The 14,011-nt window shown below is 68.0% G+C and carries 13 protein-coding genes and 2 pseudogenes; 9 read left to right on the forward strand and 6 right to left on the reverse strand.

The genetic code is table 11. The features are described 5' to 3' along the window. The first annotated feature begins 31 nt into the window (after positions 1–31). The 5 genes from ACZ6S6_RS04865 to ACZ6S6_RS04885 all read left to right on the forward strand — a co-directional run bounded on the left by ACZ6S6_RS04865 (position 32) and on the right by ACZ6S6_RS04885 (position 3,466). Positions 32–772 carry a hypothetical protein gene (locus ACZ6S6_RS04865; protein ID WP_469704024.1) on the forward strand — a complete coding sequence of 247 codons (741 nt, stop codon included), beginning with the start codon at positions 32–34 and terminating at the stop codon, positions 770–772. Between the two features lie 16 nt (positions 773–788). After that, positions 789–1,607, forward strand: a complete 819-nt coding sequence (locus ACZ6S6_RS04870) for a PfkB family carbohydrate kinase (protein ID WP_469704025.1) — start codon at positions 789–791, stop codon at positions 1,605–1,607. A gap of 25 nt (positions 1,608–1,632) precedes the next feature. Further along, entirely contained in the window at positions 1,633–2,586 is a 954-nt protein-coding gene (locus ACZ6S6_RS04875; RefSeq protein WP_469704026.1) for a nucleoside 2-deoxyribosyltransferase, read from the forward strand. Then, positions 2,583–3,080: a hypothetical protein gene (locus ACZ6S6_RS04880; protein WP_469704027.1), complete on the forward strand. Its 498-nt coding sequence runs from the start codon at positions 2,583–2,585 to the stop codon at positions 3,078–3,080. Before ACZ6S6_RS04875 ends, ACZ6S6_RS04880 begins: the two co-directional genes overlap by 4 nt. Before the next feature lie 80 nt (positions 3,081–3,160). After that, the gene (locus ACZ6S6_RS04885; RefSeq protein ID WP_469704028.1) at positions 3,161–3,466 is read left to right on the forward strand and encodes a MazG nucleotide pyrophosphohydrolase domain-containing protein; all 306 of its coding nucleotides are present in this window, start codon (positions 3,161–3,163) and stop codon (positions 3,464–3,466) included. Positions 3,467–3,543: 77 nt separating this feature from the next. Here ACZ6S6_RS04885 and ACZ6S6_RS04890 read toward each other — a convergent pair. Beyond that, positions 3,544–4,094 (reverse strand): annotated as a pseudogene (locus ACZ6S6_RS04890) (IS3 family transposase); the annotation flags it as partial. Between the two features lie 45 nt (positions 4,095–4,139). On the opposite strand from ACZ6S6_RS04890, the gene ACZ6S6_RS04895 reads away from it, so the two are divergent. Then, the gene (locus ACZ6S6_RS04895; RefSeq protein WP_469704029.1) at positions 4,140–4,595 is read left to right on the forward strand and encodes a helix-turn-helix domain-containing protein; all 456 of its coding nucleotides are present in this window, start codon (positions 4,140–4,142) and stop codon (positions 4,593–4,595) included. Between the two features lie 46 nt (positions 4,596–4,641). Here ACZ6S6_RS04895 and ACZ6S6_RS04900 read toward each other — a convergent pair whose 3' ends face one another. Beyond that, a complete protein-coding gene (locus ACZ6S6_RS04900; protein ID WP_469704030.1) occupies positions 4,642–6,375 on the reverse strand; it encodes a serine/threonine-protein kinase in 1,734 nt (577 codons plus the stop codon). A 184-nt stretch (positions 6,376–6,559) separates the two neighbouring features. Here ACZ6S6_RS04900 and ACZ6S6_RS04905 point away from each other — a divergent pair, with 184 nt between their 5' ends. After that, positions 6,560–6,976, forward strand: coding sequence for a hypothetical protein (locus ACZ6S6_RS04905; RefSeq protein ID WP_469704031.1), 417 nt, complete (start codon positions 6,560–6,562; stop codon positions 6,974–6,976). A gap of 5 nt (positions 6,977–6,981) precedes the next feature. Here the strand turns inward: ACZ6S6_RS04905 and ACZ6S6_RS04910 are convergent, their stop codons facing one another. Beyond that, positions 6,982–7,275 carry a transposase gene (locus tag ACZ6S6_RS04910; RefSeq protein WP_469704032.1) on the reverse strand — a complete coding sequence of 98 codons (294 nt, stop codon included), beginning with the start codon at positions 7,273–7,275 and terminating at the stop codon, positions 6,982–6,984. Between the two features lie 323 nt (positions 7,276–7,598). Between ACZ6S6_RS04910 and ACZ6S6_RS04915 the strand changes: the two genes are divergently transcribed. Both ACZ6S6_RS04915 and gndA read left to right on the forward strand, forming a co-directional pair. Beyond that, positions 7,599–8,069: a DUF4429 domain-containing protein gene (locus ACZ6S6_RS04915; RefSeq protein WP_469704033.1), complete on the forward strand. Its 471-nt coding sequence runs from the start codon at positions 7,599–7,601 to the stop codon at positions 8,067–8,069. Between the two features lie 525 nt (positions 8,070–8,594). Then, a pseudogene (gene gndA / locus ACZ6S6_RS04920) lies at positions 8,595–9,485 on the forward strand (NADP-dependent phosphogluconate dehydrogenase); the annotation flags it as partial. A 56-nt stretch (positions 9,486–9,541) separates the two neighbouring features. Here gndA and ACZ6S6_RS04925 read toward each other — a convergent pair. The 3 genes from ACZ6S6_RS04925 to ACZ6S6_RS04935 are packed head-to-tail and all read right to left on the reverse strand — an operon-like array spanning position 9,542 to position 14,011. Continuing rightward, positions 9,542–10,927, reverse strand: coding sequence for an NAD(P)/FAD-dependent oxidoreductase (locus ACZ6S6_RS04925; RefSeq protein ID WP_362952981.1), 1,386 nt, complete (start codon positions 10,925–10,927; stop codon positions 9,542–9,544). Positions 10,928–10,964: 37 nt separating this feature from the next. Next, positions 10,965–12,305, reverse strand: a complete 1,341-nt coding sequence (locus ACZ6S6_RS04930) for an MFS transporter (protein ID WP_362952979.1) — start codon at positions 12,303–12,305, stop codon at positions 10,965–10,967. A gap of 56 nt (positions 12,306–12,361) precedes the next feature. Then, entirely contained in the window at positions 12,362–14,011 is a 1,650-nt protein-coding gene (locus ACZ6S6_RS04935; protein WP_469704034.1) for a hydantoinase B/oxoprolinase family protein, read from the reverse strand.

The raw sequence follows: 14,011 nt of genomic DNA on the forward strand, positions 1-14,011 counted from the left end.
GTTGATTGCTCGCGCCGCCAGCCTGCCGAACGTGCGGACCGAGGTGGAGGCCAACCACAACGAGAACCGTTGGTGGCCGTCCTCGATCGGCGATCCGCGTGTACGGATGATCGCCGCCGGCTGGTCCACCCGGGTCTCCTACCGAATGGTCGAGACGTACGCAGGAGTGATCAACTCGGCGGAAGCACGTGGTTTCGACGACCTCGTCGCGAGCACGGACGCCGAGCTGGCCTCACTGGTCCGCCCCATCGGCCTGCCGCAGGCCCGAATCGACTACGTGCGCTCCCTCGCCGAGCTGCTCCAGGGCTGGGAGAAGGAGGGGGTCGATCCGGCGGCGGAGTCGGCGGATCTCGACGCCCTGGTCCTCGACTTCGCCACACGGGTGCACGGTGCGTCCTACAAGGTCGCCCAGTGCGCACTGCTCACCGCCCGCGGGTACCACTGCGGCATCATCCCGGTGGATTCCGGAATGGTCACCAAGTTGGCGCCCGCTCTGGGTCTCGCCCTGCCGTCGGGCCCCGTGGCACACGAACGGATGCGGCATGTCCTCGAAGCAGTCGTCCACAGCCGCGCGGGCGAGTTCCGCTCCATGGTCACCGACAACGAGTACCAGGTCACCATCCCGGAAGGGGTGGAGCCGACCTGGTGGGCCCACCTCGTCTTGATCTACTTCAAACGCCTGTACCTCAACGGCCCCTCCCCACAGCTCTGTCGTCGGCGCCCCGTCTGTACGAAGGTCGTCGGCTGCTCACACCCGACCCGGATCGCCTGATCTCCTGGGAGAGAACGTGGAACGGCTCGACGTCATCGGCAATGTCAGCTTGGACCTGACCCGCTACCCCGACCACCGTGGCGGGGCCCGGCTCGGGGGCGCGGCCCTGTTCGTATCGCTGGCGGCGACGAAGGCCGGCCGCCGGGCGGCCCCGGTCTGCGTCCTCGGAAACGACCTCGCCCACCTCCCCGAGGCACCCGGCCTGGAAACGCTCGACTGGTCGGCGCGGCTCCAGGCCGACGGCCCGTCCACCACTTTCGACCTGGAGTACGACCTGCGGGGCGAGCTGGTGAGGGTGGGCACGGACTATGGCGTGGCCGAGGCTCTGACCGAGCACGCCCTCGGGCACGTGAGCACGCACCCGCGCGCCACCATTCATGTCTGCTGCCGCCGGCCACTGGACGTCGCGGCCGTACTCGGACGACTCGCCCAGACCCCGGCCGCCTTCAGCGTGGACTTCTTCCTGCCGAGCGCGCAGGAGATGATCCGCGCTGCCGCGCCCTGGCTGCCGAAGGCAACCACCCTGTTCGTCAACGCCTCGGAGTACAGGCTCCTTGACCGAGCGGTCGACTGCGGCACGCTGCCGGAGGTGGTCGTCACCGACGGACCCCACACCGCCGTGGTCCGCCACCTCGGACTTCAGGTCGCCTCTTCCCTTCCCCCACCACGTGCTGCGCATGAAGTCTCCGGCGCCGGAGACACCCTGGCCGGGACCTTCCTGGCCCGCCGCTCACGCGGTGCCACAGCCGCCCAGGCCCTGGCGGAAGGTACAGCAGCCGCAGCCCGGTACGTCGCGGCCCCGTCCCTTCCGATCCCCGTGCCCCGACGCGGCTGACCTACCGACTTGGGGGCCTCTTCCCGTGACCGTCTACATAGCCCACCGGCTCTTCGCCGCACACGACCGCGCTCTGGCCGCCGGCCTCGCCAGTCGACTTGCTGAAAAGATCGGTCCCGACCGCGTCTTCCTGCCGTTCTGCGACACCGATGAGGAGGACCTCGTCGCGGAGGTCAAGGGGCGCCGCCTGTTCGAGTTGGACCGCGAACGCCTCGGGCGCCTCGACGCCATGATCGCCATCCTGCACGGCCCGAGCCTGGACGATGGTGTCTGCATGGAGATCGGGTACGCGGCCGCCACCGGCGTTCCCGTCCTCGTGCTCAGCACGGACTTCCAGACCTACTCGATGACCGAGGCCGGCAGCCACCTCGACTTCCCCGACCCCCTGCTCCAAGCCGTGGCCACCCGTATCGTGCGGGTGGCCACGCTCGGACCGCCGACTCTGCCTGCGCCTCCAGGCCGGTCGCGATTCCAGAGGTTCCAGGCGCGCAATGTGGCTCAGACGGATGCGGCTGTCGACGAGACTGTCGAAGCCCTGCTCAGCCTCCCGGATCGTGCTCTCTTTCCTGTACGTGCGCCCGCGGGCGTGGGCGCACCCGTGTACGTCGAAGCGTCGCCGTACACGGCGTGGGGCCAGGACCACCTGGCAAGAACCTGCGTGGATGCCGGACACGCCGTGGTCGTGCCTCAGCGCTTCACGGCGCCCGACCCGGTTGCGGGCGCCCTGGCCGATCTGACAGCGGTCCGGTCGGCTGCCCGGCTGCTGGCCGAGGTCTCCGGCCCCGAGACACCGCCGGGAACCGCCCTGATCATCGGCGCCGCTCTGGCCAGCGGCGTACGGATCGCGGCCTTCCAGCCACGCCCTGTGTTCACGCACGCTCATGGCCGTGAGCCCAACTGGCGGAACCTCATGATCCAGTACGCCACCGATACTCACCTCGACAGCGAAGAGGCCGTTCAGTCCTGGCTGGCCGCATGAACCCCGACGAGATCGCCGACTATCAAACTGTGGTTCTGGAGGGATGCGACGGGGTCGGCAAGAGCACGCTCGGCGAGCGACTGTCGAGACACCACGGCTTCACCATGGTCCATTCTCCGAGGACTCCCGACCATCTCGACCTGGCCAGCCGCTACAGGACCATCCTCGCCGGGGACGGAAAGATCCTCTTCGACCGGTGCTTCATCAGCGAGTTGGTGTACGGCCCTCTACACCGAGGTCGCTCCCGGATCAACTGGTCCCAGGCGATCGACCTGGCCGAAAGCGTCATCAACCGCTCCGGCGTACTCGTACACCTGACCGCGCCACCCGCCGTCATTCATCAGCGGCTTCTGTCACGCGACGGTGAGGCAGTCGACCTGGAGGAGATCTCCGAACTGGTGACGGGATACGAGAGGGTCTTCTCCACACTCACGGACTACACGCATGTGCTCAAGCTCGACACCTCGCTTCTCGACCTCCCCTCGACGGGGTGATGGCTCGCCGAATCCAACACGTCGGCACACCAACCCCGCTAGGGTTCCAGGGCACCTGCTGTATCGCCGCTGGAGGAGTCTTGGACATCGGGGACGCCCAGAAACTCGCCTGGGAGAACAAGAACCTCAAGGGGTTCAACACCACCGACGTGGCCTTGGAGTTCGGCCTCCTGACTGCTGAGGTGGGTGAAGCCTTCACCGCTTGGCGCAAGGGCCTGCCCGACCTCGGGGAGGAACTGGCTGACGTCTTCCTCTACCTGACGGCCCTGGCGCAGATGAATGACGTGGACCTGAGCTCCGAGGTCGCCCGGAAGATCGAGAAGAACGCGCACCGTACGTACGAGCAGAATGATCACGGGGCGCTCATCCGGACGGGCGCCTCGTAGGAAATATCGCTGCCCGACTGCCTGCACAGGCGCCTATGGCGAAGGTGAGGTTGATCCCGGGCAGTGGACACCGGGTTTCATGCGACGAGTGACAACGTACGTGTCGTGATCAGTTGTTGTTCGAATTCGCCTGGTGTGAGGCAGCCGAGCGCCGGAGTGGCGACGGCGCCGGTTGTAGTACGAAAGCCAGTGGAATCGCTTGAGCAGGTCTGTTCCTTCGAGGTCCAGCGGCGTCTGTGGAGCAACTCACGTTTGAGGCCCCGGAAGGACGACCCAGCGAGGGCGTTGGCGTAGCTCGAGCCGACTTGGCCCGTGCTGCGACGGATGCCGTGCTGGCGGCAGACGCAGCGAAGGTGGCCGCGTTGTACCGGGCGCCTCTGTCGGTTAGGAAAACGACGCCGTGGACCCGGCCGCCGCGAGCGGTCACGGCCATCTCGATCGCGTCGGTGACCAGCGAGGTGCGCATGTGGTCCGCGATCGACCAGCCCACGACCTTCCTCAATCAGATTTCGATCACCGTGGCAAGGTAGAGCCTGGACGGGCCGACGACTATGTAGGTGATGTCGCCGCACCACCTGGTGTCCAGGGCGTCCGTAGTGAAGTCACGCATCACCAGGTCCGGCGCGCGCAAGGCGTGAGAGGAGTCCTCACCGGTTTCGACCAGGAGCTTCGGGTGCTTGTCTACCCATCGGCGGTCGATCTGTCCAGCACGCACTTGCGTGACCTCGCCCAGCACCTGACTACTCGCCATCGCGAGATCGGCGCCCGATGGCGGCGCATCCCGCCGGGCCGTCAGGCTCTGCTGGTCCTGTCCCTACCTGCGCTGCGCTGCGGCGACACCTACGTCGAACTCGCCGCCGGGTTTGGCATCGGGACGGTCTACCGCTACATCCGCGAGGCGATAGATGTCCTGGCCGGGCTCGCCCCGAGCCTGGCCGAGATCAAAGCGGACCGCGTGCCGGCTGACCTTCGTGATCCTCATCGCTTCTCTCGGGGTAGCTCAGCGCACGGATTCGGCAACCACGATGACCGTGCAGCTCAGTGGTGTATGTCCGAGGTCTCAAGGTGCGCGACAGGTGTCGCGGACCGGGGCGGTGGCGGCCTGAAGCTGGTAGCTGTGGTTGCGTAAGGCGACTTGTTGTTTCGCGGGCACTTGTGGTCATAGGGACGCGCGTTCATAGGTCGACGGGCAGCGTCGTGAAGCTGCTTGCTGGTCGCTCGCCGCCGTAGACGGTGAGGGTTTGGACAAGTTGTTTTCGCTGCCGTTCGCTCATGGGGCCAAGAACACAGATAGGGATGAGCGCAACTGGGCGTTGCAGAGTTTGGGGGTGACCGTAGGGCCAGCCAGCGGGACGGAACACGCCAGCTGGCGGGCGGGCGCTCGGCTCTAGGGCGAGGTGAATGCCGGTGTACCGGTGCGGCGGTGAACCGTGGATTTCGTTGATGCTGATGCCCTGGATCTGACTCCAGGCGAACTCATCCGTGCCTGCCGCGGAGTTGATTACGATGCCGGCGCGTCCCACGTGCAGGTTCCAGGCGGATCTGATTTTACGTATGAAAGAGTGCCGGACTGTGTTGACCGTGTTCGTGATCGCGAGCCACGTAAAATAGAGTGCCGAGAGACCGCCGAAGGTGCCACCGAGGGCAGGGATGGCTATCCATGGATTGTCTCCGCCGTCTGGGCCTCCAGGCGTTATGAGTCCAGCGTGGAACGGGAAGTAGAAGGCAGCGACCACCACGGCTGAGGACAGCAGGGCACCGAGCCATTGTCCCCATAAGCTCGGCCTGGCCGTGTACGAGTTCAGCGGTTCCCTGCCGTTCCAGGAGATCTCGAAGGAGCCGGGTACGCGGGCGATTGCGGGATGCATGGGCCGCGTTACATGCGTGGCTGAGTGCTGCTTGTGCACGCTTTCTTGGTCAATTGAGACTTGCTGATCAGCCCGGAATTCGAGTACCGCGCGCGCCGCGCGGGCCATTCTGGACAGCAGCACGGTGCGCTCTGCCGCATCACTCGGAACGCCGACCGCCCGCAGACTCTTGATGCGCTGGTTCACTTCGTGTGCCGTTTGAGGCCGCTGCGCGGGGTCGCGGGCCAGGAGCGCGGCCACGAGGACCGTCAGGACGGGCGGCAGCCCTGGCAGCACGGAGTCCAGGCGTGGTGCGTCTTCGTCGATTTTGTACCGGATGACGGCTAGGCCGCTATGCCCGGTGAAGGGTGGCTGGCCGGTCAGCATGGCGAACAGAACGCCGCCCAGGGCGTACAGGTCGGAGCGCTCGTCGCCTCGTACGTTGAGGAACTGCTCGGGTGCCCCGTACTCCGGGGTCCCAGCGGGCGTCAGTTGTGAGGAGCGTGCCACGGTGAAGGCGGCTTGCAGGAACCCGGCGATGCCGAAATCGACGACCTTTACCTGGCGGTCACCGGTGAGCATCACGTTGTGTGGCTTGATGTCATAGTGGACGACCCCAGCCCGATGCGCGGCGACGAGCGCGGTGCAGATACCCTCAGCGATCGCAAGGGCGTCGTCGGGTGCCATGGCCGCCTGGGAACGGATGAGTTCGCTCAGGGGGATACCGTCGACTTTTTCCATGACGAGGAACAGCACATCCTCGTGTACGCCGCGGTCATAAAGCGTGGCCACGTTCGGATGGTTGATCTGTGCGGCCGCCACCGCTTCGCGCTCGAAACGCTGCGCCAGTTCAGGTAAGGCGCCTTCGTCTAGGACAAGTAATTTAAGCGCGATGTCGCGGTGCAGGACGCGGTCCCGTGCGGCCCATACCTCGCCCATCCCTCCCCGACCAAGCAAGTTGACCAGCTCGTAGCGGCCCGCGACCAGGTCCCCAACGTGCATACGCTCACCCCATTGATATCCGTCACACCAGCGCCAGAATACGGTTGTGTACGACGCCATGAACGCCGAACTCTGATCGCCGGACGTCCGGAGCTTGCCCCGGGCTCTTGGACACGGGCTATGGGGACGCCGCTGAGGCCGCAGTCAGCGGTTGAGCCGAGCCATCAGCTCGCGGTTGGCCGCTCGTGCGGCAGCGAGGTCCTCTTCCTGCTCGGATCAACTCCGCGCGGAGGCCGAGGATCTGTTGTTCCAGCTCACCGTTCCGGTGGGTCAGTGTCGCGACATCTGCTGGGGCTCCAAGCCCGGAGGCTTCCCACGCGACCTCCCCCAGGCTTTTGGACAGGCGCCGTTCGAGCCGGGTGATGTGCGCGGACAGTCTCCCGTTGCGGGCCGTGAGGTTCGCGACGTCAGCCAGCAGCGACTTGCGGTTGACCTGCGTTCCGGCAGTCGTGCCGGGCGGGGGCTGGCCCGCGCGGGCGATGACGGCTGCGTGCAGATCTCCGTGGCGATGAATCAGGCTGCGGTGGACGCCGGCGGCGCGGGCGACCGAAGAAACGCTGATCTCCTCGCCGGTGGAGGCCAGTTGGTCGAGAGCTTTGAACACCCGGTTTCGTCGTCGGTCGGAGTCAGCGGCCCGCGCTCGGGTCAGGTGGTCCGGTAATGCGCTCACGCGTCACGCTCCAGTCGCAGCTCCGGCTCGGGCGGACGGATGCCGGGCATGCCCAGGGAGACGGTGCGGGATTTGCGCAGGGTCCGGGTGGCGTCCTTGATCTGCTCGCGTTCGTCCTCGGTGAGCCCGTCGAGGTCGGTCTCGACGCGGCGGATCAGTGTGCGGATGCGCTTGATCTCCTCGTCGGACGGAGTCGCTTCGGTGCGGGCCCAGGCGTCGAGGTCCGAGGCCGCGGCGAGACGTTCGCGGTCCCTCAGCAGGGGGTCCAGATAGGTCCGCAGCTCTGGCAAGTACGACGGGTCGGTCGGGAAGTGGTCGCAGCCGACGCACACGAAACGACCTGCCAGCTCAGCGAGATGGCACTTATGACCAGAGCAATGCTGGACACCACGACCGGGAATCATGCGCGGAGCGTAGACCGGGCTGCTGAGTCGCGTAACGCGCTTGATTCTGCACCTAGTTGCACAATCGGCCGATCATGCCGCATCATGGGCCGCAGATCCCGCGTGCCCGAAAACAGGCAGCCCGCCCCAACATGGCGGGCCTTCGCCTTTCCCACACACACCACCACACCGCATGCCACGATGCCCCCACACAGCAGCAGGGGGCACACATGACCGAAGTCACCGGCCAGGGCGGACAGATCACGTTCGACGGCCAGTACGTCACCATCACCCGCAAAGGGTTCCTCGCCCGCGCCACGCACGGCAAAGGTGAGAAGCGGCTCCACATCAGCCAGATCAGCGCCGTCCAGTGGAAGCCCGCCGGCGGGGTGATGAACGGCTTCATCCAGTTCACCGTCCCCGGCGGCAACGAGGTCCGCGGCAGGTTCGGCTCGCAGACGTCGAACGCCGCCAAGGACGAAAACTCGGTGATCTTCACGAAGGCGCAGATGCCCGCGTTCGAAAAGCTCCGCGCCGAACTCGACGCCGCGATCGTCGCCCAGCACGCACCCCAGCACACCGGGCCCGCCCCGACCTCCTCGCTCGCCGACGAGTTGGCGAAGCTGGCCGGCCTGCGAGACCAGGGAATCCTGTCCCCGGCCGAGTTCGAGCAGCAGAAGGCGCGCCTGCTCGACCTGTAACGCCCCCTCGAACTGGCCCGGTCGCATCTCGCCGTTGCGGCCGGGCCTTCGCATGCCCCGGCGGTGACCCATGACCCACCAAGGAGAGCTCAACGGCGACCAGCGCGCCGTCACCGTGCTCTCCGCGTGAGCGGAGGTGAACCGGCGGCCTCGCCCAGCATGAGCATGACGCGATCGTGCTCTCCGCACGAGCGGGGTGAGCCAACGCTGGAGGCCGAGAACATGAGCACCCGGCCGTCCCCAGCGAAGAGGAGACAGGAAGAGGGGTGAACCAGGGCAGTCCGGTACCGCGAAACCCGGCTGCCCACGTCTGGTTGGCGAGTGCACAGAACGCTCTCGGCGGGGCGGAACCCCACCACCTTCCCCTGACGAATCGTCAGCAAAGTCAGCAAGAAGTCAGCACAACCCCCGCCAAAGACCGCCTCGCACCGCCAAAAGCCGCCGAGGCCAGAAAGGCACCGAACCATGCTTGACGTGGGAAAACACAGGTAGCAAGCACAGTGCTAGCATCGCCCCTCAGTACTCGTGAAGATGGTTCACAACGGCATCGAGTACGCCGACATGCAGCTCATCGGCGAGGCCTATCAACTGTTGCGGGACGTGGCCGGCTACTCCCCCGCGCGGATCGCGGATGTGTTCCGCACCTGGAACACCGGGCGCCTGGACTCCTACCTCATCGAGATCACCGCGGAGGTGCTCTCGCACATCGACGCGGCGACCGGCAAGCCCTTCGTGGACGTCGTACTCGACCAGGCGGAGCAGAAGGGCACCGGCCGGTGGACCGTCCAGGTCGCCCTCGACCTCGGCGTGCCCGTCTCCGGTATCGCCGAAGCGGTCTTCGCCCGCTCCGTCTCCGGCCACGCCGACCTGCGCGAGGCCTCCCGTCACCTCGCGGGACCCACCGCACAGCCCCTGGGCGGGGACGAGGCCGCGGCCTTCGCCGACCAGGTCGAACAGGCCCTGTACGCCTCGAAGATCGTCTCTTACACCCAGGGCTTCCACGAACTCGCCGCAGGCAGCCGGCAGTACGACTGGAACATCGACCTCGGCAGGATCGCCTCGATCTGGCGCGGCGGCTGCATCATCCGCGCCGCCTTCCTCGACCGGATCACCGACGCCTACGAAGCACAGGCCCAGCTACCGAGCCTTCTCGCCGACAAGGGCTTCGCCGACGAGATCGCCGCCGCGCAGGACGACTGGCGCGCTGTCACCGCCACCGCCATCCTCCAGGGCGTACCCACCCCCGGCTTCAGCGCCGCCCTCGCCTACTACGACTCGCTGCGCGCCACCCGCCTCCCCGCAGCCCTCACCCAGGGCCAGCGCGACTACTTCGGCGCCCACACCTACCGCCGCACCGACCGCGACGGCACCTTCCACACCCTCTGGGGTGCGGACAAATCGGAAGTCGAAAGCTGACCCGCCACCGGTCCGGGGTGAGCCGGGCGGCCGCCCGGCACCCTGGACCGTGACGGTCAGCGCCCCGAGATCAGATCCGCCACCCGAGCAAGGGGAGACGTGCTGGTGCGGTGTCCCGCTGTTTCCTGGCGGTCCGCGGCGCGGTAGACCGCGTACATTCCATGGACTCCGATCCAGCGGGCCGGCTCCGGTTCCCAGCGCCGCGAGGTGCGGCCGGTCCACGGCAGCCGGGTGCGTTCGGTCTCCTCTCCGATGACCAGGTCGGTGAGAGTGCGAGCCGCGAGATGCGAGGCCGTCACGCCCTGGCCCACGTATCCGCCCGCCGCGCCGATGCCGGTGGCCCGGTCCAGATGGACCGTGGGACACCAGTCACGAGGTACCGCGAGCACACCGGACCAGGCGTGAGCGACGGGGACATCGGCCGCCGCCGGGAACAGTGTGGCCAGCGTCCGGGCCAGCGAGGCCACCGTCCGGGCGCCGGTGCCGCCGTTCCCGTCGACGCGGGAGCCGAACCGGTAGGGCACGCCCCGTCCGCCCAGGGCGATGCGGCCGTCGGCGGTGCGCTGCCCGTAGAGGTAGGCATGGGTCTGGTCGCTGAACAGTTCCTGTCCCTCCCAGCCGATGCTCTGCCAGGCGGACCGGGACAGCGGCTCGGTCACGAGCATCGAGGAGTTCATCGGCAGCCAGGTGCGCTTCTCACCGGGCAGTTCAGAGGTGAAGCCCTCGGTACAGCGCAGCACGTGACGTGCGCTCACCGAACCGAATGGTGTGGTCGCCTCGTGCGGAGCTATCGCTGTGACGGGCGTCGACTCGTACAGGCGCACTCCCAGACGGACGACGCTCTCGGCGAGGCCGATGACCAGCCGGGCCGGGTGGATGCGCGCGCAGTTCGGATTGAAGGCCGCGCCGAGGCCCCCGGCGACTTCGACGCGCTTCTTCAACTCCGGTGCGGAGAGGAACACTTCGTCGGTGTTGCCCCATTCCCTGTCGTGTGTGACGGAGGCCCGCAGTCGATCCAGCTGGGCCGGCGCGTGGGCGACGCGCAGATAGCCGCTCTTCACCGCGTCCGCCGAGATGCCCTCGCGGCTCAGCGTCGAGAGCACCACGTCGACCTCCTCGTTCATCAAGGCCTGGAAGCGCAGGACGGCCTCCTTTCCGCGCTCCTCGGCGAACCGGGCGGGCGAACCCGGGATCTTGCCGGACAGCCAGCCGCCGTTGCGGCCGGAGGCGCCGAAACCCGCGAACTCCCGCTCCAGAACGACGATGTCCCAGTCGGGCCGGGCCTTCTTGAGGTGGTACGCGGTCCAGAGCCCGGTGTATCCGGCGCCGATGACGCACACGTCCGCGGTGATCGAACCGTCGAGTGGAGTGCGTCGCGCGGGGAAGCCGGTCTGGCTGAACCAGAAGGACACCTGGCCGTTGGCCGGGACAGAGGTGGACATGGCAGAACTCCGGGAGGGTGTGGTGAGGGGCGGCTGATCAGTGGGCGGAGACGGCCGCGCCGGTGCGTGGTGTCCCGGGCAGGACGTCGTCCTCGGAGCGGCGGGGCAACGCCAGGCACGCTGCGGCCATCCCCAGGGCGACGACCCCGGTGAGGACGGCCACCGGGGTCGTGCTGCCGCTGCGATCGAGCAGGTAGGTGGAGAAGCTGGGGGCGATTCCACCGATGGAGCCCGCGATTCCGTAGCTGAGGGAGGCGCCCGTGTAGCGAACCTCGGGGCGGAACAACAGGACGACCTCGGCGGCGAGGACTCCGTAGCCGGCCCCGACGAAGGCCATGCTGACGGCGACGCCCAGATACAGCAGCGCCGCGTTCTGGGTGCCCACCAGGGCGAAGGCCGGCCACGCCCAGATCACGAGGCCGGTGGCGGCGGCCACGGCGATCCTGCGTGCGCCGAAGCGGGGTGCCAGGAGAGCGCCGATGAGAACGAAGAGGCCCTCGCTGACCGCGGCGATCAGGTTCGCGGGCAGCGTGATGGAGGTGCTCATCCCGAGCGTGCCGGTCGCGTAGACGAGTGTGAACGTGGTGAGCAGGTAGTAGGTGACGAAGACCCCGGCGAACGCGCCGACTCCGATGAGGACGCGTTGCCAGTCCTGGCGCAGCACCTCGACCACGGGGAGGCGCGCGGGCTTCGGTCCCGCGCCGGCCGCGGTGAAGTCCGGCGACTCCTGGATCTTCGTGCGGATCGCCATGCCGATGGGGATGAGCAGGACGGAGGCGAGGAAGGGCAGGCGCCAGCCCCAGCTGTGCAGCCAGGCATCCGAGCCCGTGGTGACGGCCATGAAGACGAGGGTGGCGAGGACCAGGCCGAGCGGTGAGCCCATTTGGGCGAAGGCGCCGAAGAGGGTCTTGCGGCGGGGCGCGGCGTGCTCGATGCCGATGAGCGCCGCGCCGCCCCACTCGCCGCCGACGGCCATCCCCTGCACGATGCGCAGGAGCAGCAGGAGGAGCGGGGACGCGACCCCGATGGCGCCGTAGGACGGCAGGAGACCGACCGCGACCGTGGCGCCACCCATCAGGAGCAGGGTGACGACGAGGGTGCGCTTGCGCCCCACCCGGTCCCCGAAGTGACCGAAGATAACGGCACCGAGCGGGCGGGCGAGGAAGCCCGCGCCGAAGGTGGCGAGGGAGAGCAGCGTACCGACGAGCGGCGGCAGTCCGGGGAAGAAGACGCGGTTGAAGACGAGCGCGGAAGCGGTGCCGTAGATGAAGAAGTCGTACCACTCGATGGTGGTCCCGATGATCTGAGCCGAGGCGAGCCGTCTCGTGGAGAGGGCGGGCCCGGGTCCGGCGGAGGCCGGGGTCGTTCCTTGACGCATGACGTACTCCTGGCGGGGCGGCAGGGCGGGCAGCGAAGGCGGAAGGGGGTTCCTGGCTAAGCGGAGGGGGCTGAGGCGAGACCGTCGCGGTGGTCCGCCTCGAGGCGGTGTGCGGCACGGTCGGACGGCTCTCCGTGGCCGCCGCCGCCGCCGGTGACCACGCTGACGCGGTCGCCGGCCCCCAGCTTTTCGTGGAAGACGACGGGGAGTTGTTCGACGGAGCCGTCGGCGCGGGTGATGGTGAACGAGCCCGGCCGTCCGGGGCCCGCGCCGTCCAGGCCGGGTGCACCGGTGCGGTGGCGGTCCGCGTATCCGGCGATGTCGACACCGTCGGCGACAGCCTCGTAGGTACGTCGGATGCCCAGGCCGCCCCGGTGCTCGCCGGCGCCGCCGGAGTGCTCATGGAGCGCGTACTCGACGACCCGGAAGTGCGAGTAGTCGGACTCCAGGGCCTCGACGGGGGCGTTCGCGCAGTTGGAGATGGGGTTGTCGAGGGCGTCGGCACCGTCGTGTGCGGCGCAGGCGCCCCAGCCGCCGCCGAGGATCTCCAGGACGACCTGGTAGTTGCTGGTGTCCCGGTCGAGATGGCTGACGGTGAACGCGGTCGTGGTGTCGAAACCGGTCGCGGCGGCTCGGTCGGGAACCTGCCGACCGAGAGCCTGGACGATCGCGTTGAAGACCCGGCTGGCAGGGGTGAGCCGGCTGCGTACGGCGGCGGGAGACCTCGGGTTGAGGATGCTGCCGAACGGCGCGTGCACGGTGATGGGCCGGTTGCAGCCCTCGTTGAAGGGGATGTCGGGTTCGTCGAGCAGGCAGCGAACGGCGCTGATGGCTGAGGAGACGGTCGAGGCCAGGGGACAGTTGACGTTGCCTTCGATCTGGTCCCCGCTGCCCGTGAAGTCCAGATGGATTTCCTCGCCCGCCACGGTGACCCTGACCCGGATGTCGACCGTGCCGGCGTCCCAGGGGGCGCCGTCGAGGGTCTGCACGGACTCGTAGACACCGTCGGGGATGCGGCCGAGTGCCGCCCGGGTGCGCCGCTCCGAGTAGTCCTTGAGCTCGTCCATGGCCGTGAGGCAGTCGGCGGTACCGAACCGGACAGCGGCCTCCTTGAGTCGGGTCGCAGCCGTGCGGTTGGCGGCGAACTGCGCGTTGAGATCGCCGATGACGAGGTCGGGCACGCGGACGTTGGCCCGCACCATCTCTTCGACGAAGCCGCCGCGCCCCCAGTCGCGCGAGACGGAGAATCGGCTGAGCGGCAGGCGAAGGCCTTCCTGGTAGATCTCGGTCGCGGTGGCGTTGAGGCCGGGGCTGCCACCGCCGATGTCGACGTGGTGGGCGACGCTCGCGGCGAACGCCACCAGTTGCCCATCGGTGAAGACGGGAGTGAAGAGGTAGATGTCCTGGAGGTGCTGGCCGCCGTTGAACGGGTCGTTCATCAGCAGCGCGTCGTCCTCGGTCAGCGTGGACAGGTCGACGGCGTCGGCCAGACCGCGGATCGCGAACGATATGCCCGCGGTCATGATCGGGATGCATTCGGCCTGGTCGATGACCTCTCCGCGGGCGTCGGTGAGCGCGACCGAGTAGTCGCGGGCCTCCCGGACGATCGACGAGAACGCCGCCCGGCGCAGGTCGGTGGCCATCTCGCGGGTGATGGAGGAGAGCGCGGCCCGGATCAGACCGAGCCGGGCTGTGTCGAGTGGCAT

Source organism: Streptomyces sp. NPDC048671 (assembly GCF_055587045.1).

Coding starts and splice junctions, on each gene's coding strand:
- ACZ6S6_RS04880 (WP_469704027.1), top strand. CDS start 2,583: ATGAACCCCGACGAGATCGCCGACTATCAAACTGTGGTTCTGGAGGGA.
- ACZ6S6_RS04900 (WP_469704030.1), bottom strand. CDS start 6,375: ATGGCGTCGTACACAACCGTATTCTGGCGCTGGTGTGACGGATATCAA.
- ACZ6S6_RS04915 (WP_469704033.1), top strand. CDS start 7,599: ATGACCGAAGTCACCGGCCAGGGCGGACAGATCACGTTCGACGGCCAG.
- ACZ6S6_RS04925 (WP_362952981.1), bottom strand. CDS start 10,927: ATGTCCACCTCTGTCCCGGCCAACGGCCAGGTGTCCTTCTGGTTCAGC.
- ACZ6S6_RS04930 (WP_362952979.1), bottom strand. CDS start 12,305: ATGCGTCAAGGAACGACCCCGGCCTCCGCCGGACCCGGGCCCGCCCTC.
- ACZ6S6_RS04935 (WP_469704034.1), bottom strand. CDS start 14,011: ATGCCACTCGACACAGCCCGGCTCGGTCTGATCCGGGCCGCGCTCTCC.